We start from the raw sequence: 22426 nt of genomic DNA on the forward strand, positions 1-22426 counted from the left end.
TGAAATGACTGAAATCTATTTTATTTTGCGTTGCAACATACGGGCTTCAGCGGCTAAAGCCAAAATATTGGGGTTTGATTCATTAGCCTGAAGGTACATTAAGGCAATTCGTTGGGTCACTTGATATTTTGGATCCAATGGGGTGAAGTCAAGCGCGTCTCCCATCAGCGCTTTTACCCTTCCCGGCAATAAAGAGCGGCCCATATCATTTGACACCATATTCATTAAGGTGAAGATATCCCCCACCTTCATAACTACGTTTGGAGTAATTCGGGCAAGCCCAAATGCGTCATAGAAACCAGAGGTGGTAGCAAAACCATCTTGGAGTGTTAAAAATTTTTCATGTTCGTAATTCGATAGATCCACACTGCCCTGTTTGGGCTTCTTGTTCTTTGAAGAAGCTAAGTAAAGCTGATCTTCAAATAAGGGCACAATTTCAATTCCATCAAGCTCACCATTATTTGGTACCGCGATCACAATGGCATCCACATCACCCTCGTGTAATTTTTTCATCAGATCCGCATTCGATCCCAAATAAAGATCAATATCCAAATCAGGGCGTCTGACTTTGGTTCCCATAATTACCCGCGGAATAATATTTGCTGTAAGAGAGTACATTGAGCCTAGACGAATTTGCTTGCTCTCAAGACCAGCCTTAGCCCTAGTCTTTTTTAAAACCCGATCAAGCTCCTCCAACACCTCAATACCGCCCTCTGCTAGATAAAGAGCTGCAGGCAGGGGCTTTAGCTGCCTCCCCTCCTTTACAAATAGTGGGCAACCGATTGCAGTTTCTAGAGAATGTAAAGCCTTGTGAACGCTAACTGAACTTAATTGCAATTCATCAGCTGTTTTTACTAAACTTCCTGTGCGTATGAAAGAGCACAAAATTTCGAGCTTCCTTAGAGTTACCTCTTCATACATCATGCCGGCCTCTCGATATCTCGATATATTTTTATGATGCCAAAGATGTGGATCGGCGTTGCATTAGATAAATGCCAAAGATGATCATGGGTAAGCAAAGCCATTGGCCCATAGACAAGCCAAGACCTAAGAGACCCAGAAATGCGTCTGGCTCTCTAGCGTACTCCGCCAAGAAACGACAAAGGCCGTAACCCAAGAGGAATAAACCAGAGATTTGCCCAACCCTTCTCGGCTTGCTTGCATAGATCCATAAAACCACCCCAAGCAAAACACCCTCTCCAAGCAACTGATAAATTTGCGAAGGATGGCGCGGAACAGAATCCACCAAAGGAAATATCATCGCCCAAGGTAAATCGGTTGGTCTGCCCCAAAGCTCGCCATTAATAAAGTTACCCAAACGCCCAAAAGCCAATCCAAATGGCACCAACGGTGCAACCAAATCACTAACAACAAAAAATTGTGTGCCTTTCTTTTTAGCAAACCAGAGCAAAGCTAGCAACACTCCCAAGAGGCCACCATGAAAAGACATGCCGCCTTCCCATATCTTCAAAATATTCAACGGATGGGAAAGATAAAAACTAGGCATGTAGAACAAGGTATAACCAATGCGTCCACCAAGCACTACACCCAAGACACCTGCAAATAGTAGATCTTCCAAATCTTTATAAGTCCAGCCTAAGGCTTGATAGCGTGGCGCCTGAATACGCAAACGACCCAACAATAAGAATTGTGCAAATGCCATCAGGTACATCAACCCATACCAGTGAATCGCAAAAGAACCGATACGTATGGCGGCTGGATCAAACTGTGGATGAATCAACATGAAGGGTGAAGATTAGTTTTTATTTGGATTGAGATTGGTCAAAGTTGTGTAGCTCGTGACCAAGTTCACGATAGGCCTTATAACGCTCACGCCCTGCTAGACGCTCAGCCTCATTGATTGTCACTACTTCAACAATGCGGGGAAACCTCGCCGCCAAAGCTGGCACATCTACTGGCATACGCATACCTAGATGAATCATGACATCCGCATGAGGAATAACGGCAAGCGATGGCGATGCGAAGCTCTCACTCAGAACAATGGGGGTTTCAGGGGCAGCCTCATCATCAATGAAACAGTGCGGCAAAAAATCGGTACTACTAAATGACCAAAGTAATTCATCTAGTTTTTTGAGGTCTGACTTTTCACCAACGATCACAATATTGCGTACGGGCTGACCTTCTGGTGTCGCACTCCAAATTTTGCGCGTCAGACGACACGCATATTCCAATTTGTCAGCCACGTTGCTGTGAAAATCGATTCTTGCCATAGCTACTAGATTTATTTTTGCTCAAGCAAGAAGTTCACCAACAATGGCACAGGGCGCCCTGTAGATCCCTTGGCAGCACCACTCTTCCAGGCGGTACCGGCGATATCTAAGTGCGCCCATTTGTATTTCTCAGTAAAGCGCGAGAGAAAGCATGCTGCAGTAACGCTACCAGCAGGACGGCCGCCAATATTGGCCACATCCGCAAAGTTAGATTTCAGCTGCTCGTGATAAGCGGCGTCCAATGGCAATCTCCACACGGTATCTAAGGAGTCCTTGCCTGCCTTAGTAATGGCATGGACTAAATCTTCATCATCGGAGAACAAACCACTATGTACATGACCCAAGGCGATGATGCATGCGCCTGTAAGAGTGGCAATATCAATTACCGCCTTTGGTTTAAAGCGCTCTACATAGGTAAGAGCATCACATAGAATTAAACGCCCTTCAGCATCCGTATTGAGAATTTCAATTGTCTGGCCAGACATACTCTTCACAATATCGCCAGGACGCGTTGCTTTGCCTGAAGGCATATTTTCACAAGTAGGAATGACGCCAATGACATTCTTCTTTAACTTCATCAAGCCTACGGAATACATGGTACCGATGACGGATGCGGCGCCACACATGTCGTATTTCATTTCATCCATTGCTTCGCCTGGCTTTAATGAAATTCCGCCGGTATCAAAAGTAATTCCTTTGCCCACCAAAACAATCGGCGCTTCTCCAGCTTTACCACCTTGATGACGCATCACAATAAATTGAGGTGGCGTTTCTGATCCTTGCGCCACAGATAAGAAAGATCCCATCCCCAAAGCCTGAATTTGCTTAAGGCCAAGCACTTCGACTTTCAAGGCCGCCTTTTTGGCCAAACCTTGTGCAGTTTTTCCAAGATAAGTTGGTGTACATACGTTCGGCGGCAGGTTACCCAAATCCTTCGCCAGGTTCATGCCCTCAACCATGGCGCTGCCCTGCTCCACAGCGAGTTTCAATTCTTTTGCGCATGCATCGTTGCCTGCAAATACCAAATGTTTGAAAGTGTCAGGCTTATCTTTAGCCTTAAATTTCATTGCAGGTTGGCGCACACCAAAACGATAAGCCTGATCACCTGCATATTGAATTGTCAGACGCACTTCTTGAGCAATTGCTTCTGTTATTTTTGAATGCGTAAAGCTCGGAGCAAACCAAATAGCACTCTCAATAGAGCCACCACTTAATGCTTTTAATCCTGCGCGCGCAACTTTAGAGTAGGCATGAAGGCTTCGCTCAGAAGGTAGACGTAAATCACCTAAACAAATAAGCAATACACGTTTCGCTTTTACTGCATTTGTAGACCATGACTTATCTGCCCTCAATAAGCAAATAGATGCTTGTTTATCATCCAGATCACCCAATACATGAGCATGACTTACAGCACCGTCTAAACAGATATCTAACTCAGCTAAAAGGCCTGATTTTGTTTTTGCAGCCTTTGTTCCAGCAAAGCTATCTAAGTCCGTTTTGGAGTAAGCCAAAACCAAGCAATCCGTTGCTTGGGCTAACAGGGTTTTTAGGCTGGATTTAAGAAATTTGGCACTTTGAAGGTCTGCTTGAGGGAAAATCTTAGTACTTAATTGAATAGTCATGGTGAATTGCGTTATTTATTACAGTGTTTTAGGTCGGATAAAGTCTAAAGCTATAAATTGACGTTGTTTATCCATTATCCTCCGACATGAGATTAACCCAATTTGTCTACCCCTACTGATAAGTAATCAAACCCTAAAAGCCACAAGTTAGCCCGAAATCAGCCCCAGACAAATCCCTCAGCCATGATCTTTAAAAGTGCCCTCCGCCGCGAATTAAGCTTTACTACTGGTGGGGTCTTTTTGGTGCTGGTAACCATCATGGTGACCACCTTGGTGATTCGAATCCTGGGTTACGCAGCCAACGGCACCGTTAACCCTGAGGACGCCATCGTACTGATCGCACTAGCCACCCTGGGCTACCTTGCTGTTTTATTAACTGTTTCACTCTTTGTTGCCACTCTCATCGTCTTAGTACGCTGGTACAAAGATTCAGAAATGATCGTTTGGTTTGCTAGCGGACTCAGTGTCAGCAACTTGATTCGACCGATTTTGCAATTTGCTACACCACTAATCATTGTGATCGCTCTACTCGCTCTTTTTGTTTGGCCTTGGGCCAATCGCGAGACAACGCTAATCAGCCAACGCTTTCAGCAACGGGATGACGTCTCGATGGTGAGTGCTGGACAATTTAAGGAATCCGCCCGAGCAGAACGTGTCTTCTTCATCGAAGAGCTTGATGTAGACAAGAGTGAAGTGAAGAATATTTTTGTTGCAGACAATAAGAATGGTCGCCTAAGCATTGCCGTCGCCTCCACCGGATACATTCAAAACTCCGAGGGTGGAGAAAAATCAATTGTTTTGCACAATGGTCGGCGCTACGAGGGATACCCAACGGAGCCTGATTTCCGAATCCTTGAATTCAATGACTACACGACCAAGATTCGCAGCAAGGAAGCTCTAGCACCAGCACCTCGCGATCGAGAAAAAACCATTTCTGAGCTACTCAACGATGGCAACCCGAATGTCATCAATGCGAACCGTGCCGAGCTGTTGTGGCGCATAGGTTTGCCACTCATGGCGCTGGGCTTAGTGCTGATCGCCATACCCCTTGCCTACGTGAACCCCCGTCTTGGTAATTACACCGCCATGTTCTATGCGGTTCTCATTTATCTGATTTACAGCAACTTACTAAATCTCACACAAAATTTTGTTGCTCAAGGAAAGTTCAGCGTGTTTGTTGGCATCTGGCCTATTCACTTGCTGGCCTTATTTATTGCGACGATATTGATTCGCAACCGCATTAATCCTTCTGTGAAGTGGTGGCGCCGCCAATTACCGACCTCATTCGTCAAAAAATGAAATTGCTATTTCCCTACATATACGAACGCTATTTAGCCAAGCAAATTTATATTGCATTTGGCTTTATTTTGTTTGCATTGGTAGCCTTATTTCTATTTTTTGACATCCTAAGCGAACTTGGATCGGTGCAAGGCAGTTACACCCTGCCGCTAGCGCTATTGCATGTTTTATTAAAAGCACCCGGTCGTATTTCTGAAATCATTCCTATTGCAGGCCTGATCGGCAGCATCTATGTCTTTGCCATGCTGGCTAGTCAATCCGAATTCACCATCCTGCGGATCGCTGGACTAGATGTGAAACGTGGCTTGATTGCCCTCACCAAGATTTCCATTCCACTGATTGTGCTAACCCTTGTGATGAGTGAATGGGTCGGTCCATATGCTGAGAATAAATCTGAACAGATTCGCATGAAGGCGCTAGGCGCTACCTACTCCTCGCAATTTAAGACAGGCGTTTGGGTTAAAGATCGCCTGCGCGATGAGGATGGTAGCGGCCCCGTGCGGCCTGGTGTTCGTTATGTCAACGTGGGTAATGTCGACAAAGACAATGAAATTCGCAACATCCGCATGTATGAGTTCAACGATACCTACAATCTGCTTTCGATTCGTAGCGCGCCCTCTGGTCACTTTGATGAGAGCGGTATTTGGGTTCTCAATGATGTAACCGAAACACGCTTCAAAGAAACAAAACAGTCTGACCCGCTAAATCCTGTATTTAGCGCCCAAACACTGACTCACCCAATTTTGACTTTGGAGTCTGAGGTAACGCCACAAATTTTGAATGTACTCTTAATTAGCCCAGAGAAAATGTCGATTGTGAGTTTGGCTCGCTTTATCGCGCACCTTGAAGAAAACAAACAAGATGCAAAGCGCCATGCCATCGCGTTCTGGAAAAAAGTTATTTACCCTCTCACGATTTTCGTAATGCTTGCTTTAGCCCTCCCTTTTGCTTATCTGAAGGTGCGTGCGGGTAGCGTGGGCATCAAAGTCTTTGGCGGCATCATGCTCGGCATGAGCTTCCAACTGTTCAATTCCCTGTTCTCTAACGTAGGACTTCTGAGTGCATGGCCTGCATTGCTGACGGCTCTGATTCCCCCAATGCTCTATTTCTTCTTGGCCCTTGCGGCGCTGAGATGGGTTTCTAAAGCCTAATACCTAAAATTCATATAGAATTTGATTCCTATATCTTTGTAGATATATAGATAGGAGTCGTCCTCATGAATTTGCATCAATTTCGCTTTGTCCGTGAAGCCGTTCGCCAGAACTTTAATTTGACTGCTGCGGCTAAGGCCCTCTTCACTTCACAGCCTGGCGTTTCGAAAGCCATCATTGAACTTGAGGATGAGCTCGGCGTAGAAATTTTCCGCAGGCACGGCAAACGTATTCGCTCGCTAACAGAGCCTGGCAAACGCATCTTAGTTTCTATCGAGCGCATTTTGGATGAAGTGGAAACACTAAAACGCGTAGGCAAAGATTTTGCGAGTCAAGACCAAGGCAACTTCGTTATTGCAACCACACACACTCAAGCACGTTACGCGCTTCCAAAAGTACTCACAGAATTTACTAAGCGCTTTCCAAAAGTGCGCGTCAGTATTCAACAAGGTAGTCCAGGGCAGATTGCTGAACTCCTTATTCATGATCGTGCGGATATTGCGATTGCCACAGAAGGTATTGCGAACACGCCTGGAGTACTTGCCCTGCCTGGATACCAGTGGCAACACGTCATCATGGTCCCACTCAGTCATCCCTTATTAAATCAAGCAAACGTTACCTTAGAAGAAATTGCCAAGTACCCCATCATTACTTACGACAAGGCGTTTGCTGGTCGCAGCAAAATTGATGCGGCCTTTGCTCAACGGAACATCGAGCCTGACATTATTTTGGAAGCCATTGATGCTGACGTGATTAAGACCTATGTTGAAGCAGGCATGGGAATTGGCATTGTTGCGGGACATGCATACGACCCTGATCGAGATCGCAATCTCAAAGTGATTAACGTAGGCCACTTATTTGGAAATAACGTTTCCCATATTGGCGTTAAGCAAGGCGCTTATTTGCGATCTTTTGTGTACACCTTCATTGAATTATTCTCGCCAACACTGACCAAGAAAATTGTTGAGCAGGCCATGAATGAAAAGGCAGAGACCTACGAGATCTAATAGTACTTGGCACTTATTGGAAGAATCTTGGGATTGAACTAGGTTCAATAGATGGTGCCTCGGGGCGGACTCGAACCGCCACGCCTTGCGGCACCGGATTTTGAGTCCGGCACGTCTACCAATTCCATCACCGAGGCAGGTGTTTGCAGTGGAAATTCTGCTTAATTAGCCAAATTGCTACAGCTAAGACATGAGAGTGTAACAAAAATTGCCTCCGTGTCCCCTACATTGCATTCAGAACCCCTTAAAATAGGGTCTTATAGCCAAATAATGTAAAGGACTTACCCGTATGGCCGGCCATTCGAAATGGGCCAATATTCAGCACCGCAAAGGACGTCAAGACGAAAAACGCGGCAAGATTTGGACCAAGCTCATCAAGGAAATCACTGTTGCTGCCAAGTTAGGCGGCGGCGATATCTCCACCAACCCCCGTTTACGACTTGCCATCGATAAGGCAAAAGATGCCAATATGCCCAATGACAACGTGCAAAGAGCAATCGCTCGTGGCACTGGCTCATTAGAGGGCGTGAACTATGAAGAAATTCGCTACGAGGGTTACGGTATTAACGGCGCAGCGGTAATCGTAGATTGCTTAACGGATAACCGTACTCGTACTGTTGCTGAAGTACGTCATGCTTTTAATAAAAATGGCGGCAATATGGGCACCGAAGGTTCTGTTGCTTTCTTGTTCAAGCATTGCGGTCAAATGCTATTCGCGCCAGGCACGAATGAAGACCAACTGATGGAAGTGGCATTGGATGCTGGCGCTGATGATGTGATTAGTCATGACGACGGGTCTTTTGAGGTTCTGACCCCCGTGCCTGATTTTCCAAAAGTACAAGATGCCATTGCCAAAGCAGGATTAAAGGCAGAACTAGCGACGATTGCGATGCGCCCTGAAACGGAGATCGCACTCGAAGGTGAGCAAGCTGAAAGTATGCAAAAGTTACTCGATGCCCTCGAGAATCTAGATGACGTGCAAGAAGTATTTACCAACGCCGCTCTATAAACTTCGATCGATAACACTATTTATTCTTTTTTATATTTGTCATTATGAAAATTCTTCTTGTTGGATCCGGTGGACGCGAACACGCATTAGCTTGGAAATTAGCTCAGTCACCACAGGTACAAACTGTTTATGTAGCCCCAGGTAACGGTGGCACCGCCACCGCAAAGCAAACTGCGGCTGGCATTGAAAATCTACCGATTACCGGCCTTCAAGAATTGGCTGACTTTGCTAAACGCGAAAAGATTCATCTCACTGTGGTTGGTCCAGAAGCGCCACTAGCAGCTGGCATTGTTGATGTGTTTCGTAATAACGGTTTACGCATTTTTGGCCCAACACAATTGGCTGCTCAACTGGAATCATCAAAAGACTTTTCTAAAGCTTTTATGAAACGTCACGGCATTCCAACTGCTGACTACCAAACGTTCTCTAGCGCATTAGAGGCGCATGCTTATATTGATGCTAAAGGCGCGCCAATTGTGATTAAGGCCGATGGTTTAGCAGCGGGCAAAGGTGTAGTTGTTGCCATGAGCCTTGAAGAGGCGCATGCAGCAGTAGATATGATGTTGGCTGACAACAAATTAGGTAATGCAGGCGCTCGCGTAGTGATTGAAGAATTCCTCACCGGCGAAGAAGCAAGCTTCATTGTTTTAGTTGATGGAAAAAATGTTCTTGCGCTAGCAACCAGTCAAGATCACAAACGTTTATTAGATGCAGATCAAGGTCCCAATACCGGCGGCATGGGTGCCTACTCCCCCGCCCCTGTAGTTACCCCTGAAATTCATGCGCGCGCTTTACGTGAAGTGATCATGCCAACCGTTAAAGGCATGGAAGCCGATGGTTTGCCATACACGGGATTCCTCTATGCAGGACTGATGATCACACCCGATGGAAAAATTAAAACGCTCGAATTCAATTGCCGCATGGGCGACCCAGAAACCCAACCAATCATGGCTCGCTTACGCAGCGATCTAGTGAACGCTCTCGATCATGCTGTTGATGGCAAATTAAATGAAGTTGAATTGGAATGGGATCGTCGCACAGCACTAGGTGTAGTACTTGCTGCACACAACTATCCAGACACTCCACGGAATGGTGATGTCATTACCGGTATTCCAGCGGATACCGATGATCAAATCACCTTCCATGCCGGCACTAAATTACAAGACGGCAAAGTGGTGACCTCTGGCGGGCGCGTGCTTTGTGTTGTTGGTTTAGCAGATACCGTGAAAGGTGCGCAACAAAAGGCTTATGACGCGATTAGCAAAATCCAGTTTGATGGCATGCAATACCGCAAGGATATTGGCTATCGCGCTATTAAGTAAAAACTTCAAATAGAGATTCGATCTTTTGTCAGCAGAGCAAACCCAAATTGATACAGCAGCCCTCAAGAATTATTTCCTAGGTCTGCAAGATCGCATCACTAGCGCAATAAGCGTACTCGATGGCAAAGCATTCATCGCCGATGAATGGCATAAGCCCGAAGATAGCAAGCTCAAAGGATATGGTCGCACCTGCATATTGGATGGCGGCAACATTCTAGAAAAAGGTGGTGTGGGCTTCTCCCACGTTCGTGGCGATCAAATGCCTCCTTCCGCATCACATCACCGTCCTGAAGTAGCTGGTCGCAGCTTTGAGGCCATGGGAGTCTCCTTGGTTTTCCATCCCAACAATCCCAAAGTACCGACTACGCACATGAACGTGCGTTGCTTTATTGCTCAAGCGCCTGATAAGGAGCCGGTGTGGTGGTTTGGTGGTGGCTTTGACTTAACGCCCTACTACGGTGTTGATGAAGATTGCAGACACTTTCATCAAACCGCTAAAGATGCGCTAGATCCATTTGGAGACTCACTCTACCCTCGCTTTAAGAAATGGTGTGATGAGTACTTTTATCTAAAGCATCGCGAAGAACCCCGCGGCATTGGCGGTGTATTTTTTGATGACTTTAATGAATTGGGGTTTGAGAAGAGTTTTTCTATGACTCGCGCAGTTGGTGATGCCTTCATTAATGCTTACCTGCCGATTGTAGAGAGACGCTACAAAGACTCCTTCACCGCTGAAGAAAAGTCATTCCAAGAATATCGTCGTGGTCGCTATGTTGAATACAACCTCATCTTTGATCGTGGCACTATCTTTGGACTGCATTCTGGTGGGCGCACCGAGTCAATCTTGATGTCGATGCCGCCAGTGGTGCAGTGGCGTTATAACTGGCACCCTGCGCCAGGCACCCCCGAAGCCAAGCTATATGACTATTACCTCAAACCACGTGATTGGTTAGCTTGAGCTCTACAGAAACTGGTTCTCGCAAACGCATTGGTATTTTGGGTGGTACCTTTGACCCGCCTCATGTTGGTCATTTAAAACTTGCAACTCATTTTGCAAAACTTCTACATCTCGATACCCTATTATTTGTGCCTAGCGGTGAGCCCTGGCAAAAAGGTACTGGCATTACCCCTGCTGAAACTCGCTATCAATTAACCGAGGCGGCTGGCATCGATTTAGCAAGGGCATTTTTATATCTAAAGATTCCGACTCAAATTGGAATTGATCGCATTGAAATCGATCGCGCAGGCCCCAGTTATGCGATTGATACCGTCAAGGTATTAAGAGATCGATTTGGCGATCAAGCCAGCCTTATCTGGTTGATGGGTGCAGATTCACTGAGTGCGCTCCCGAGCTGGAACTCTTGGAAAGAGTTGCTCAGTTATGTGAACTTCGCTGTGGCAAGCAGACCTCATCATGAGCTTGAGGCAAATAGAAGTGCCGAAGTAAAAGAATTACTCCTCCACCATCAAACCATGGATGTGAGCGCTCTTGAAAACCAAGCTTTTGGCCTTATTTATGTAGATGAGACGCTAGCAGTCGATCTTTCTTCAACAAACCTGAGAAGACAGCTTAAAACGGCGCGCAATTCGATTGAGGCCGAAGCTATTCCATCTCAAACCCTCAACCTCATTCACAATCTAGGCTTATATCAGTAATCAAGCTAAGATCACACACAACAGTAGAATAGTTAACGATATGGACTTGAAAAAATTACAACGCGTCATCATTGATGCCCTGGAAGATGTAAAGGCACAAGATATTCGTGTATACGACACCACCAAATTAAGCGAACTGTTTGATCGCGTCATTATTGCAACCGGCTCAAGCAACCGCCAAACAAGATCTTTAGCCATGTCCGTCAAAGAAGAGGTCAATGCCAAGGGTGGCGAGGTTATCTCAATTGAAGGCTTAGAAACAGGTGAATGGGTATTGGTCGATTGTGGCGATATCGTCGTGCATATTTTGCAACCGATGTTGCGCTCCTACTATCAGCTTGAAGGCATGTGGGGTGCTAAGCCCGTGCGCGTAAAATTAGCTGGCGACAAAGGTCTTGTTAAGGCAAGCGAGCCTGACGAAGAGTAATTTACGTTCTGCCAATGCGTTTAACTATTGTTTCCGTTGGCCACAAAATGCCAGATTGGGTTGCCACTGCAACCCAGGATTACATCAAGCGCATGCCTGCCGACTGCAGCATTGACATCAAAGAAATCAAGCCAGATTTAACTCCCGCAAAAGAGGCTGTAAAGATTCTTGCGGCAATACCGAAGGGATCACGCGTCATTGCTTTAGATGAGCGCGGCAAAGATCAAACTACCCAGAACTTGGCTACTCAATTAGCCAATTGGCGCCAGGAAGGTTTTGACATCACGTTCTTGATTGGTGGCGCCGATGGGCTTGATGCAGAACTCAAAAAGAATGCGCAAGCCATGTGGAGACTCTCTAGCCTCACAATGCCTCATGCGATGGCGAGAGTCTTACTCGTAGAACAACTCTATCGAGCCTGGACCATTTTGCAAGGCCACCCCTATCATCGCGAGTAATCTCTTGAGTAACTTTATCTACCTCGCCTCACAGAGCCCTAGACGCCAAGAACTCTTAAAGCAAATTGGGGTGCGCTATGAGATGCTGCTTCCTTTGCCTGGCGAAGATGCCGAAAGCATTGAAACCCCCTTGCCCCATGAAAAGGCACGTGATTATGTGAAACGCGTCACTTTAGCGAAGGCTTCATTAGCGCTCGCACGTTGGAGAAAAAGTGTATTGCCTTGGGCGCCTATTCTGTGTGCAGATACCACGGTAAGCCTTCCTAACAGCAAGGATGGAGAAATTCTTGGCAAACCCATTGATGCGGATGACGCTCATCGAATTCTAAAAATGCTGAGCGGTAAAACTCATGAAGTATTAACGGCTGTTGCTCTCATTAGCCATCCTGGGGATCTGCCAAATTGCATAGTCCAGATATCAGATGTGGAATTTGCTAATCTCTCCACGGAACAAATTGATGGCTATATCGCTACCCAAGAGCCTTTTGGTAAGGCTGGCGCCTATGGCATCCAAGGCAGTGCTGGGGCTTTTATCTCCAAGATCACTGGGAGTTATAGCGGTATCATGGGGCTTCCGCTTTATGAAACTGCTCAACTACTAGATCACGCGCGAATTACCTGTATATGAATGAAGAAATTCTGATTAATATCACTCCGCAAGAAACGCGCGTTGCACTCATTCAGCAAGGTGCGGTACAAGAATTGCAGATCGAGCGTACACGTCAGCGCGGAATTGTTGGCAATATCTATTTAGCGAAGGTTGTCCGAGTTCTGCCAGGTATGCAATCCGCCTTTATCGAAATTGGTCTTGAGCGTACCGCATTTATGCATGTGGCAGACATCACCCAAAACAATCCGCAAGCCCAAATTGAGAAGCTGTTGTTTGAAGGTCAAACACTTCTGGTGCAGGTCTTAAAAGATCCACTCGGCACTAAGGGTGCTCGCCTAACCACCCAATTAAGTATTGCTGGTCGTAATCTCGTTTACCTACCCCCAGCAGGCACTGATGTCGCTACCGAGAAATACATTGGCGTATCTCAGCGTATCGACCAACCAGAAGAACGCGAAGCAATCAAAGCGCGTCTAGCTGGCTTAATGGCTGAGGATGAAAAAGGTGGGATCATCGTGCGCACCAGCGCCCAAGATGCTACCGATACGGAGTTGCAACACGATATGCATTACCTCAGAACTACTTGGGAAAGCATTCGTGAGGCCATGAAGCACAAGGCTGCGCCAAGCCTGTTATATCAAGATCTCAGTCTTGCGGAACGCGTATTACGCGATGTTGCCGGCGAAGAAACTACGCAAATTCGGGTGGACTCCGCCGAGAACTTTGAAAAGCTCAAGGGCTTTGCCAATCTGTACATGCCCAACCTCTTAGGCAAGCTAACCCTACATCGTGGTGAGCGCGCCCTTTTCGATCTATTTGATGTCGATGCTGAAATCAATAAGGCGCTTGGTCGTCGTGTCGACCTCAAGTCTGGTGGTTACCTCATGATTGATCAGACGGAATCCATGACAACAATTGATGTCAACACAGGTAGTTATGTTGGCGCTCGTAATCTGGATGACACTGTCTTTAAAACTAATCTGGAAGCTGCTCAGGCGATTGCCCGTCAATTGCGTTTACGTAATCTTGGCGGCATCATCATCATCGACTTCATTGATATGATCAGCAAAGATCATCAAGAAGCGGTTTTAAATGAATTGAAACGCAATCTTGAGCGTGATCATGCTCGCACCTCGGTGAGCGACTTCTCTGCATTAGGCTTAGTGGAGATGACGCGCAAGCGTATTCGCGAATCGCTCGCTCATATCACCTGCGAGCCCTGCCCCACATGTACCGGTAAGGGTGAGATCAAAACTGCGCAGACCATCTGTTATGAGATTTTGCGAGAAATCGTGCGCGAGCATCGCCAATTTAATCCGCGTGAATTTAGAATCGTTGCCGCGCCTGATGTCATTGATCTCTTCTTAGAAGAAGAAAATCAATTTTTAGCGCAGTTAGGTGACTTTATTGGTAAGCCCATCACCTTACAAGCAGAAGGCAGCTTTCGCCAGGAACAATACGATATCGTTCTGAGCTAGATGTACAAAACGTGAAAGTTAGTTAAAGTTATTTAGAGTATTAAGCATTCGCAAACTGAATGCGATGGAGATTGGCATATAAGCCATCTTGCTTAATGAGTTCTTCATGAGAGCCATTCTCCACAATGTGCCCATGCTCAAGCACCACGATTCGATCTGCATGCTCAATCGTTGAGAGTCGATGGGCAATCACTAAGGTTGTTCTGCCCGCCATGAGGCGCTCCAAAGCATCCTGTACCTGACGCTCTGACTCTGAGTCGAGAGCAGAGGTGGCCTCATCCAAAATTAAGATAGGCGCATTTTTATAGATTGCCCTAGCAATAGCTAGACGCTGGCGTTGGCCGCCAGATAAACGGTTGCCGTTATCGCCTACCAATGAGTCAATACCATCTGGGAGCTCACGAATCATGCCGCTCAGATTGGCAGCCTCCAAAGCCTCCAAGACACGCCCACGATCAATGCCATTTTCATTTGTAGCACCGTACGCTACGTTCGCCGCAATCGTGTCATTGAACAAAATCACATCCTGACTTACAAATGCCATTTGCTTTCTGACATCGGCGAGCACAATATCTTCTAGAGGATGATCATCTAAGTAAATATGTCCGCTAGTAGGCTTAAAGAAGCGTGGTAACAAATTAACCAAGGTTGATTTACCACCTCCAGAGGGGCCAACAAAGGCGACAATTTCACCAGGCTTGATATTTAAATTAATGTCGCTAAGCGCATCTTTGCGCCCTTGTTCTTGTTCATAAGAGAAGCCGACATTCTCAAATCGAATTGCGCCTTTGGCTTTATCTAGGAATTTCATATTGAGTCGACGATCTTCTGACTCTTCAAATGGTTGATCCATCAAACCAAAAATCATTTCTGCCGCAGTAAGACCTCGTTGCAATGGCTGATTAATGTCAGCCAAATGCTTTAAAGGAGAAATCACCAACATCATTGCGGTAATAAAGGCTGCAAACCCACCAACGGTAGTGCCTTCCGTGGCGGACTGCATCAAAGCAATCACCAATACGATTGATAAGGCCATGGAGGCAATTAACTGGGTAATTGGCTGGTTTAGACCCCCTGCTACTGCGGATTTGAGAGCAAATTGGCGTAAACGCTCTGCCTTTTGCATGAAGCGATTCATTTCATACTCTTGTGCGCCATGAACCTTCACAATTTTGTAACCAGCAGCAGATTCCTCAACGATATACGCCAACTCACTCGTTAAATTTTGTTGTTCCCGATTAAGCGCTCTCAAACGTCGGTTGATCTTGCTCATAATGAAAGCAATGACTGGGAAGATAAATAAAACAACCAATGTTAACTTCCAGTTCAAGTAAATCAGGTAGCCCATCAAACCAACTACGGTTAATGAGTCTCGCACCAAGCTAATTAACATGCCGCCCATAATCGTCAGCACATTGTTTACTTCAAATACGACTGCATTAATTAAATTCGATGCGGAATTTTTCTGGAAAAAAGTTGTGCTGGCATGAAGCAGCGTCTGAAACATTTGCTCGCGAAGTTTTAAGAGAACTGCATTAATGACGCGAGTTAGTAAATAGTTTGATAAAAACTGCGCCAAACTCCGAACCAATGCTAGACCAACCAAAAACACGGGTACTTGCCAAAGCTTAGTATTGAGCTGACCAGTGAAACCGCGGTCCAATAGGGGCTTCATCAAAGCGGGTATCGATGTTTCTGCGGCAGCAACCAAGGCCATGGCCAATAATGAGCCAACAATCAGCCCAATATGGGGTTTTAGGTAGGTAATTAAGCGATTTAGTGCGGTACGGTCTTGAGCATTCATATAATGAATTATGCCCACCTTATCCGTCATACTCATCACCCGCAACGAAGAGGCCAATTTAGAGGACTGTCTAGCCTCCTTGGATGGGATTGCCCAGCAGATCGTAGTGGTCGACACGAATAGTGCTGACCGCACCCTAGAAATCGCCCAAAAATACGGTGCCACCGTTTCCCAACCCCCAGATTGGCCTGGTTTTGGCCCCCAAAAAAACCGGGCTTTAGAGTTAGCCACGGGTGATTGGATTCTGTCTTTGGATGCCGATGAGCGGCTAACGCCAGCCTTGAGATCAGAGATTTTGACCGCCATTCACCATAGCGCCCATGTGGATTGCTTTGCTATCCCAAGACTATCTTGGTATTGTGGTCGCTTCATTCGCCACTCCGGATGGTCGCCCGACTATGTTGACCGCTTATTTAAGCGGGGAAGCGCCCGCTTTTCTGATGATTTAGTCCATGAGAGACTCATTCCAAATGGTCCAGTTGCCAAACTAGAAAACCGCATGCTGCATTACAGCTTTATGAATTACTCCCAAGTCTTACAAAAGCTGGATCGCTACTCGACTGCCTCTGCAGAACAAGCATTTGCCAAAGGCAAAACCAGTAGTCCTTTAAAAGCGGTTTTGCATGGTGTTTGGGCTTTCATACGCACTTACTTTATTCGGGCTGGATTCTTAGATGGTAGTCAGGGATTTACTTTAGCCATCTCTAATGGCCAAGGTACCTACTATCGCTATATCAAGCTGTGGCACCTCAATCAGGAAGCGCATAAATGATTTCGATTTTGTTGGCCACCTACAACTGGCCACAAGCGCTAAAGCTTTGCCTACAATCCCTTGAGACTCAAACCGATCGAGATTTTGAAATCATCATTGCTGATGATGGCTCTACCAGTAGCACCAAAGAACTTATTGATACCTTTAAGGCGCAATCGACTCTTCCGATCACCCATTTGTGGCAAGAAGATCAGGGGTTCCGTAAAACCAAAATTCTGAATCAAGCGATTGAACATGCCAAAGGAGATTACTTGGTGTTCCTAGATGGGGACTGCATTGTTCAACCGGACTTCATTGTGCAACATCGCGCGCTTTCACAAATAGGATTTCTTGTCACCGGCAGTCGCGTACTGCTGAATGAAACAATAACTAAAGAGCTCACGGCTTCAGGAAACTGGAACTACAAACAATTCAGCTCACATCTTCTGCAATATCGCCTTGCTGGCCAGATCAACAAATACTGGCCCTTGAAAATTAAATTAGGTAATGGGCATTGGCGAGAATACAAAAAATTTGTATGGCGTCGCATTAAAGGCTGCAATATGGCTTGCTGGAAAGCCGATGCGCAAGCGATTGGTGGCTTTGACGAAACCATGACTGGCTGGGGTCATGAGGACGCGGATTTTGTTTTCCGCTTGCAGCACGACCATATCAAACGCAAATCAGGCTCATGGGCAACAGAGGTGCTCCACCTCTTCCATAAAATACATGACCAAAGCAATGCCGCCAAGAATGCTCGCCGCGTTCGTGAAAAAATTCTTGCTAAGGCTCTCTGAATACAAACACTATGAAGTCCTTTTCTAACTTCAAACCGAAAAAAGTATTATTCATTGCCACTCGGCAAATCGGTGATGTGCTTGTTACTACCCCACTCATTAGTAAAGCAAGAGAGCTCTGGCCTGATGCGGAATTTCATTTTCTGGGCTACAAGGGCAAGATGGATATGCTCAAAGGCAATCCAGATATTGCGCAAATCATTGAGACATCGGATCGGCCAGGATTAGCTGAATATCTCTCCTTATTTAATCGACTCTTCCAGCGTTATGACCTCGCGTTTGTTACTCAACCTAGCGATAGAGCCTATCTATACGGTCTAGTTGCTGCCTTCCGCAGAGTAGGCGTGCTTGGAGGTCATCCTCAAGGCAAGCAAAGCCCGTCCACCGATAAAACTCAGCAACAAAATGCCTGGAAAAAATTCATTTCCATGCATACAGTCGATGTCGATTACTTCAATCAACACGTCATTACTGAAAAATTGCGTTTACTTGAAGCGTTTGTTGATGAGCCATATCAGTTATTTTCAAAGCCGATTGGTATCACTCCGCCAGCTGGCGAAGCGCTAACCCCTGTTATTGCAAGTCAACTCACACAATCCTATGTAGTTTTGCATCCTGGCCCACTGACAGCCTATAAACGCTGGCCACTAGCGCATTGGCAAGCACTCATTACTTACCTAGTACAACGCGGACTTCAAGTGGTTCTCAGTGCATCTCCTGCTAAACAAGATTTACAACTTAATCACGACATTCTGTCTTTGCTGACCGATGATGTGCGTACCCAGGTAATTGATACCGCAGGAAAGCTAACCATCCCGCAAGCTGGTGCCCTCCTCAGAAATGCATTGCTATATATCGGTGTTGATACTTCGATTACCCATCTAGCTGCAGCGTGCAATACCCCAACGATTACCTTATTTGGGGCTACACCGCCCACCAACTTTGGCCCTTGGCCCAATGGCTTTATTGGCAAACAACCTTATCAATTACGCGCCCGCTCTCAGACGGTTGGTAATATTACGATCTTGCAAGGCCCTGGTGAATGCGTTCCATGTCGCAAAGCAGGTTGCCTAGACCGCGCTGATAGCAATAGCGAATGCCTCGACCTGCTCGAACCTAGTCAAGTAATTAATGCTGTCGAAAAAATCTTAGGCTAAAGCAGTTCAGCCTTAGTGATTTTGATTCAGTGATACTGAACCTGAACAGGGTCTTTTTGTTTGACGCCCAATAATTGATTGAGGCTGTGCAAGCAGGCGTCATCAGGATAGATGCGCATCTCTTCCGGAAACTGCACCAAGCAAGCACCTCCGCTGGTTGTCACCGCAGCAGTCAGCATCAGACCTTTGACGCCATCATTAGTGTTAGGGTTGACGGCTCCTGGCGCACTTAATTTTGGATCACGCGAACGATTGGACATGAGGTATGGCCCAATCTGATTGCGCAACATGCGAACATCAACCGCAGGATCGAGATTGACGTGAATATTACGAGCGAATCGCATACGTGCACCGGTAATATCCATCACTGCTTCAGAAACAATACGCATACCACCAGAGAACTTATCTGGTGTGACGTTCACTTTAGCAATCAATAACTCATCTTCTTTAAGCCAGGAACGATTGGGCTCATACACTTCGCTATACAAGGTAATCTCTAAAGCAGCCGTTCCATCGTCAATAGTGGCGATCATCATTCGACCCCGTTGACCAGTCAACATGCGAGCAGAAGTAATAATGCCGGCAATGAGTTGATCTTTGCCTTCAGTAATTTTTGCCAATGGCTGACGTATGAAATGAGACGTCTCTTCGCGATAGGCATCAAACATGTGGCCGGTGAGGCAAAGTCCTAAAGCAGTTTTCTCTTCTTGCAGTCGCTTCTTTTCAGACCAAATAGGTTCGCGCACTAGCTCTGGAAGATGGCGATGATCTTCGCCAGCTACCTCAAACAAGCTCACCTGATGAATCGATGCTTCAGCTTGCTCGGCTGCCTCAATCGCTCTAGCCAAGGAAGCCAATAACGTTGATCGGATATCATATAAATTACCGCCAGCAGGAACCTGATCGCGATAGAGACTATCAAAAGCGCCCGCACGCATCAAGGCTTCAATTGCTCTTCGATTTACTTGTCTGCGGTCTACGCGAGCGCAAAAATCAAATAAGTCCTTGAATGGGCCACCAGCTTCACGAGCTTTCACAATCACTTCGATCGCCGCTTCACCGGTACCCCTAACCGCCCCTAGACCATAACGAATATGACTAATTGGGGAATCTGGTGCGGCATCCGGCGCACGCAATGGGGTGAACTCATAAACCCCAGTATTGATATCGGGAGAGAACACACGAATTTGATTTGCTAAGCAATCGTCATACAGAATCTTCACCTTGTCGGTGTCATCCATTGCGAGCGATAAGTTGGCTGCCATAAATTCGGCTGGGTAATAGGCTTTTAACCAAGCGGTTTGGTAAGCCAGTAATGCATAAGCAGCAGCGTGGGACTTATTAAATCCATAGCCCGCAAAACGCTCCATCAAGTCATAAATCTCATTAGCTTTAGCTTCAGAGATACCGCCTGCTTTTGCGCCATCGCTAAAGATTTTGCGATGTTGCGCCATTTCTTCAGGCTTTTTCTTGCCCATCGCGCGACGCAACATGTCTGCACCACCCAGTGAGTAGCCGCCAATCATCTGCGCCATCTGCATCACCTGCTCTTGGTAGACCATGATGCCGTAGGTCTCACGCAAAACTGGTTCAATACGAGGGTCTGGATACTCTACTTTTTGACGACCGTGCTTACGCTCAATAAAGTCTGGAATTAAATCCATTGGACCAGGACGATATAAGGCCACCAAAGCAATAATGTCTTCAAAGCGGTCAGGCTTAGCCTCACGTAGCATGCCTTGCATGCCGCGGCTTTCTAGCTGGAACACGGCGACGGTATTCGCTTTCTTTAAAACCTCAAAAGCTTTTTCATCATCGAGCGGAATGTCACTGATGCTCCAATCTTTTCGATCCGCATGTAAGGCCTTAATCCAACGCTCTGCTGCTGCCAAGATAGTGAGTGTAGTTAATCCCAAGAAGTCGAACTTCACCAAGCCAATGGCTTCTACATCGTCCTTGTCGAACTGACTAATGACAGAGCTGCTGTCCTGATCTTTGGTTTCTTGCGTATATAGTGGGCAAAAATCGGTTAAGCGTCCAGGTGCAATTAGTACGCCACCGGCATGCATACCCACGTTACGGGTCATACCCTCCAATTGCTCTGCTAATGAAAGTAACTGGCGAACTTCATCTTCATTCTTCTCTCGTTCAGCTAACTGCTTCTCTTCCTTCTTCGCCATGTCAATGGTCATGTATTGACCTGGCTTATTCGGCACTAACTTAGCAATACCATCAACGAAGTTATAGCCCTGCTCTAAAACACGGCCCACATCTCGAATCGCCGCGCGCGCCGCCATCGTACCGAAGGTTGCAATCTGACTCACCGCGTCTTTTCCGTACTTGTCTTTCACATACTGAATGACGCGATCGCGCCCATGCTGACAGAAGTCGATATCAAAGTCAGGCATGGATACGCGCTCGGGATTAAGGAAGCGCTCGAAGAGTAAGTTGTAACGCAGTGGGTCTAGGTCGGTAATACCCAATGAGTACGCCACTAAGGATCCCGCACCAGAACCACGACCAGGCCCTACTGGTACGCCGTTATTTTTTGCCCAGTTAATGAAGTCTGCCACAATGAGGAAGTAGCCCGGGAAGCCCATCTGTGAGATGGTCTTTACCTCAAACACGAGTCGCTCACGATAGCGCGGCATTTCTTTGGCGCGCTCTTCTGGGTCTGGGAAGTTACGCTCCATATGACGCTCAAGCCCAGCCTCAGATTGCGCCAACAGATACTCATCTAAAGTAATACCGGGTGGCGTTGGAAAATCTGGCAAACGAGGTTGGCCCAAGACTAGCGATAAATTACAACGCTTTGCAATCTCCACAGAGTTAGCCAGCGCTACTGGCAAATCTGCAAAACGCTTTTCCATCTCCTCTTGCGTCAAGAAATACTGCTCTTCATTAAATTTCTTTTGACGACGTGGATTGCCAAGCAATTCGCCTTCAGCAATACAGACCCGAGCCTCATGCGCAATGAAGTCGCTCTTTTGCATGAATTGCACCGGATGGGTCGCAACCACAGGCAAATCTAGCTGACTCGCTAAATGACAAGCTAACTGAAGTTGTCTTTCATCTTGCGGGTGCCCGCCCCTTTGCACTTCAATATAAAAGGCATTGGGAAATATTTTTTGAAAACGTTTAATGGCTTTTTTGGCTTGTTCTTCTTGGCCTGCTAGCAATGCTGCACCCACTTCACCCATGCGTGCACCCGAGAGCGCGATCAATCCATAAGCAAGTGTTTTCTTCGCAGTCTTATCTTCCGCTTTTGCAGCAGGCTCACTGAACCATGACAAATCAATTTCAGCGCGGCCACGATTTTGATTATCCAAAGAAGCTCTAGATAGAAGCTGGCACAGATTTAAGTAGCCAGAATGGTTTTGTACCAGCAAGAGGAGTCGATGAGGCTGGTCTGGATCTTGTGGATTACTTACCCACACATCAGCTCCTGCAATCGGCTTAATACCCCCAGAACGCGCAGCAGTATAGAAACGCACCAAACCAAATAGATTGCTCAGATCCGTAATGGCCAGAGCGCCCATCTCATCTTTGACTGCTGCAGCCACCGCATCGTCGATGCGCACCGTCCCATCCGTAATGGAAAACTCAGAATGGACGCGAAGATGTACAAAACGGGGTGAAGCCATGAG

Annotated in this window: 19 protein-coding genes, 1 tRNA gene and 1 pseudogene; 14 read left to right on the forward strand and 7 right to left on the reverse strand. The window is 46.5% G+C overall.

What is annotated here, in order from left to right:
- Positions 1–15 precede the first annotated feature (15 nt).
- Genes ICV39_RS09645 through ICV39_RS09660 form a run of 4 tightly spaced genes read right to left on the reverse strand, consistent with a single transcriptional unit; the run spans position 16 to position 3853 of the window.
- The gene (locus tag ICV39_RS09645; RefSeq protein WP_215389863.1) at positions 16–924 is read right to left on the reverse strand and encodes a LysR family transcriptional regulator; all 909 of its coding nucleotides are present in this window, start codon (positions 922–924) and stop codon (positions 16–18) included.
- 28 nt (positions 925–952) lie between these two features.
- A complete protein-coding gene (lgt, locus tag ICV39_RS09650; RefSeq protein ID WP_215389864.1) occupies positions 953–1744 on the reverse strand; it encodes a prolipoprotein diacylglyceryl transferase in 792 nt (263 codons plus the stop codon).
- A gap of 19 nt (positions 1745–1763) precedes the next feature.
- Positions 1764–2231, reverse strand: a complete 468-nt coding sequence (locus ICV39_RS09655) for a DNA polymerase III subunit chi (RefSeq protein WP_215389865.1) — start codon at positions 2229–2231, stop codon at positions 1764–1766.
- An 11-nt stretch (positions 2232–2242) separates the two neighbouring features.
- Positions 2243–3853 (reverse strand): leucyl aminopeptidase, encoded by a 1611-nt coding sequence (locus tag ICV39_RS09660; RefSeq protein ID WP_215389866.1) that lies wholly within the window; start codon positions 3851–3853, stop codon positions 2243–2245.
- Between the two features lie 183 nt (positions 3854–4036).
- Here ICV39_RS09660 and lptF point away from each other — a divergent pair, with 183 nt between their 5' ends.
- From lptF to ICV39_RS09675, 3 genes are all read left to right on the forward strand, one after another.
- Positions 4037–5152 carry an LPS export ABC transporter permease LptF gene (gene lptF, locus ICV39_RS09665; protein WP_215389867.1) on the forward strand — a complete coding sequence of 372 codons (1116 nt, stop codon included), beginning with the start codon at positions 4037–4039 and terminating at the stop codon, positions 5150–5152.
- Positions 5149–6303: an LPS export ABC transporter permease LptG gene (gene lptG, locus ICV39_RS09670; protein ID WP_215390976.1), complete on the forward strand. Its 1155-nt coding sequence runs from the start codon at positions 5149–5151 to the stop codon at positions 6301–6303. The genes lptF and lptG overlap by 4 nt, the downstream gene beginning before the upstream one ends.
- A gap of 65 nt (positions 6304–6368) precedes the next feature.
- A complete protein-coding gene (locus ICV39_RS09675; RefSeq protein ID WP_215317487.1) occupies positions 6369–7310 on the forward strand; it encodes a CysB family HTH-type transcriptional regulator in 942 nt (313 codons plus the stop codon).
- 52 nt (positions 7311–7362) lie between these two features.
- Here ICV39_RS09675 and ICV39_RS09680 read toward each other — a convergent pair.
- Positions 7363–7447: transfer RNA gene (locus ICV39_RS09680), tRNA-Leu, on the reverse strand.
- Between the two features lie 152 nt (positions 7448–7599).
- On the opposite strand from ICV39_RS09680, the gene ICV39_RS09685 reads away from it, so the two are divergent.
- The 8 genes and pseudogenes from ICV39_RS09685 (at position 7600) to rng (ending at position 14270) form a co-directional block, all read left to right on the forward strand.
- Entirely contained in the window at positions 7600–8319 is a 720-nt protein-coding gene (locus ICV39_RS09685; protein WP_215389868.1) for a YebC/PmpR family DNA-binding transcriptional regulator, read from the forward strand.
- A gap of 44 nt (positions 8320–8363) precedes the next feature.
- Positions 8364–9641: a phosphoribosylamine--glycine ligase gene (purD, locus tag ICV39_RS09690; protein ID WP_215389869.1), complete on the forward strand. Its 1278-nt coding sequence runs from the start codon at positions 8364–8366 to the stop codon at positions 9639–9641.
- 46 nt (positions 9642–9687) lie between these two features.
- Positions 9688–10599: an oxygen-dependent coproporphyrinogen oxidase gene (gene hemF / locus ICV39_RS09695; protein WP_215390977.1), complete on the forward strand. Its 912-nt coding sequence runs from the start codon at positions 9688–9690 to the stop codon at positions 10597–10599.
- Positions 10596–11297, forward strand: coding sequence for a nicotinate (nicotinamide) nucleotide adenylyltransferase (gene nadD, locus ICV39_RS09700; protein ID WP_215389870.1), 702 nt, complete (start codon positions 10596–10598; stop codon positions 11295–11297). The genes hemF and nadD overlap by 4 nt, the downstream gene beginning before the upstream one ends.
- A gap of 40 nt (positions 11298–11337) precedes the next feature.
- A pseudogene (rsfS, locus tag ICV39_RS09705) lies at positions 11338–11721 on the forward strand (ribosome silencing factor); the annotation flags it as partial.
- Between the two features lie 17 nt (positions 11722–11738).
- Positions 11739–12182 (forward strand): 23S rRNA (pseudouridine(1915)-N(3))-methyltransferase RlmH, encoded by a 444-nt coding sequence (gene rlmH, locus ICV39_RS09710; protein WP_215389872.1) that lies wholly within the window; start codon positions 11739–11741, stop codon positions 12180–12182.
- 4 nt (positions 12183–12186) lie between these two features.
- Positions 12187–12810, forward strand: coding sequence for a nucleoside triphosphate pyrophosphatase (locus tag ICV39_RS09715; RefSeq protein ID WP_215389873.1), 624 nt, complete (start codon positions 12187–12189; stop codon positions 12808–12810).
- The gene (gene rng / locus ICV39_RS09720; protein ID WP_215389874.1) at positions 12807–14270 is read left to right on the forward strand and encodes a ribonuclease G; all 1464 of its coding nucleotides are present in this window, start codon (positions 12807–12809) and stop codon (positions 14268–14270) included. Before ICV39_RS09715 ends, rng begins: the two co-directional genes overlap by 4 nt.
- Positions 14271–14310: 40 nt before the next feature.
- On the opposite strand, the gene msbA is transcribed toward rng, so the two are convergent.
- Entirely contained in the window at positions 14311–16074 is a 1764-nt protein-coding gene (msbA, locus tag ICV39_RS09725) for a lipid A export permease/ATP-binding protein MsbA (protein WP_215389875.1), read from the reverse strand.
- A 10-nt stretch (positions 16075–16084) separates the two neighbouring features.
- Between msbA and ICV39_RS09730 the strand changes: the two genes are divergently transcribed.
- The 3 genes from ICV39_RS09730 to ICV39_RS09740 are packed head-to-tail and all read left to right on the forward strand — an operon-like array spanning position 16085 to position 18779.
- Positions 16085–16846, forward strand: a complete 762-nt coding sequence (locus ICV39_RS09730) for a glycosyltransferase family 2 protein (RefSeq protein ID WP_215389876.1) — start codon at positions 16085–16087, stop codon at positions 16844–16846.
- On the forward strand, positions 16843–17622 hold the full coding sequence (locus ICV39_RS09735; RefSeq protein WP_215389877.1) for a glycosyltransferase family 2 protein: 780 nt from the start codon (positions 16843–16845) through the stop codon (positions 17620–17622). Before ICV39_RS09730 ends, ICV39_RS09735 begins: the two co-directional genes overlap by 4 nt.
- 11 nt (positions 17623–17633) lie before the next feature.
- Positions 17634–18779 (forward strand): glycosyltransferase family 9 protein, encoded by a 1146-nt coding sequence (locus ICV39_RS09740; RefSeq protein WP_215389878.1) that lies wholly within the window; start codon positions 17634–17636, stop codon positions 18777–18779.
- A 26-nt stretch (positions 18780–18805) separates the two neighbouring features.
- Here the strand turns inward: ICV39_RS09740 and dnaE are convergent, their stop codons facing one another.
- Entirely contained in the window at positions 18806–22423 is a 3618-nt protein-coding gene (gene dnaE, locus ICV39_RS09745) for a DNA polymerase III subunit alpha (protein ID WP_215389879.1), read from the reverse strand.
- Between the last annotated feature and the right edge of the window lie 3 nt (positions 22424–22426).

Origin of the sequence: Polynucleobacter sp. MWH-UH25E (assembly GCF_018687095.1) — a bacterium.
GTDB lineage: Bacteria > Pseudomonadota > Gammaproteobacteria > Burkholderiales > Burkholderiaceae > Polynucleobacter.

Bases quoted from the DNA above. Each gene is read 5' to 3' on its own strand.
- ICV39_RS09645 (WP_215389863.1), bottom strand. From the start codon at position 924: ATGATGTATGAAGAGGTAACTCTAAGGAAGCTCGAAATTTTGTGCTCT.
- lgt (WP_215389864.1), bottom strand. From the start codon at position 1,744: ATGTTGATTCATCCACAGTTTGATCCAGCCGCCATACGTATCGGTTCT.
- ICV39_RS09655 (WP_215389865.1), bottom strand. From the start codon at position 2,231: ATGGCAAGAATCGATTTTCACAGCAACGTGGCTGACAAATTGGAATAT.
- ICV39_RS09660 (WP_215389866.1), bottom strand. From the start codon at position 3,853: ATGACTATTCAATTAAGTACTAAGATTTTCCCTCAAGCAGACCTTCAA.
- lptF (WP_215389867.1), top strand. From the start codon at position 4,037: ATGATCTTTAAAAGTGCCCTCCGCCGCGAATTAAGCTTTACTACTGGT.
- lptG (WP_215390976.1), top strand. From the start codon at position 5,149: ATGAAATTGCTATTTCCCTACATATACGAACGCTATTTAGCCAAGCAA.
- ICV39_RS09675 (WP_215317487.1), top strand. From the start codon at position 6,369: ATGAATTTGCATCAATTTCGCTTTGTCCGTGAAGCCGTTCGCCAGAAC.
- ICV39_RS09685 (WP_215389868.1), top strand. From the start codon at position 7,600: ATGGCCGGCCATTCGAAATGGGCCAATATTCAGCACCGCAAAGGACGT.
- purD (WP_215389869.1), top strand. From the start codon at position 8,364: ATGAAAATTCTTCTTGTTGGATCCGGTGGACGCGAACACGCATTAGCT.
- rlmH (WP_215389872.1), top strand. From the start codon at position 11,739: ATGCGTTTAACTATTGTTTCCGTTGGCCACAAAATGCCAGATTGGGTT.
- rng (WP_215389874.1), top strand. From the start codon at position 12,807: ATGAATGAAGAAATTCTGATTAATATCACTCCGCAAGAAACGCGCGTT.
- msbA (WP_215389875.1), bottom strand. From the start codon at position 16,074: ATGAATGCTCAAGACCGTACCGCACTAAATCGCTTAATTACCTACCTA.
- ICV39_RS09730 (WP_215389876.1), top strand. From the start codon at position 16,085: ATGCCCACCTTATCCGTCATACTCATCACCCGCAACGAAGAGGCCAAT.
- ICV39_RS09735 (WP_215389877.1), top strand. From the start codon at position 16,843: ATGATTTCGATTTTGTTGGCCACCTACAACTGGCCACAAGCGCTAAAG.
- ICV39_RS09740 (WP_215389878.1), top strand. From the start codon at position 17,634: ATGAAGTCCTTTTCTAACTTCAAACCGAAAAAAGTATTATTCATTGCC.
- dnaE (WP_215389879.1), bottom strand. From the start codon at position 22,423: ATGGCTTCACCCCGTTTTGTACATCTTCGCGTCCATTCTGAGTTTTCC.